Raw genomic sequence first — 769 nt, forward strand, 5'->3', positions numbered from 1 at the left:
CGAACTCAGCCCGTCGCGGCTGTGGCGCATGAAGCGCGACATTTTCGGCTTCGGCCTGCTTCAGGTCGTCCTGTGCGGCGTCGCGCTCAGCGTGGTGATCGGATACGGCGCGAACTTCTCGCTCGCCGCCGCGCTCGCCCTCGGCCTCCCGCTCGCTTTGTCCTCGACCGCGCAGGTGCTGCCGATGCTGCAAAGCGCCGGGCGCATGCGCACCCCGTTTGGCGAGCGCGCCTTCTCGACGCTGCTGTTTCAGGACATCTCGATCGTCCCGCTGATCACGATCATTGCGATCCTCAGCCGCAATCCGGCGGATGCGCAGGGCCCTCCCGGCTGGCTGCTCGCCATCTACACCGTCGCTGCGATCACCGGGCTGGTGTTGGCCGGCCGCTATCTGCTGCGCCCGCTGTTCCGCCTGATCGGCAATTGGGGCGAGCGTGAGCTGTTCGTCTTCGCCGGCCTGTTCACCGTCGTCGGCGCCGCCGCGCTGATGCAGTCGATCGGGCTGTCCACCGCCCTTGGCGCATTCATCGCCGGCGTGATGCTCGCCGACAGCCCGTACCGGCATGAGATCGAGGCGGATATCGAACCCTTCCGTTCGATCCTGCTCGGCCTGTTCTTCCTCTCGGTCGGCATGATGCTCGACCTGTCCGCGATCGCCGAGCGCCCGGTGTTCGTGCTCGGCATGGCCGCCGCGCTGATCGCGACCAAGACGGTCGTCATCACCGGCCTCGCCATGGCGTTCCGCATGCCGTGGCGTCAGGCGCTGGGC

Annotated in this window: 1 protein-coding gene; it reads left to right on the top strand. The window is 67.9% G+C overall.

The window, feature by feature from the left end:
* Window positions 1–769: cation:proton antiporter (locus tag ACK4S7_RS13045; RefSeq protein WP_409647671.1), on the top strand; the 769-nt coding region annotated here is incomplete at both ends.

The sequence above is a fragment of the Sphingorhabdus sp. genome, assembly GCF_046292425.1.
Taxonomy (GTDB): Bacteria; Pseudomonadota; Alphaproteobacteria; order Sphingomonadales; family Sphingomonadaceae; genus Sphingorhabdus_B.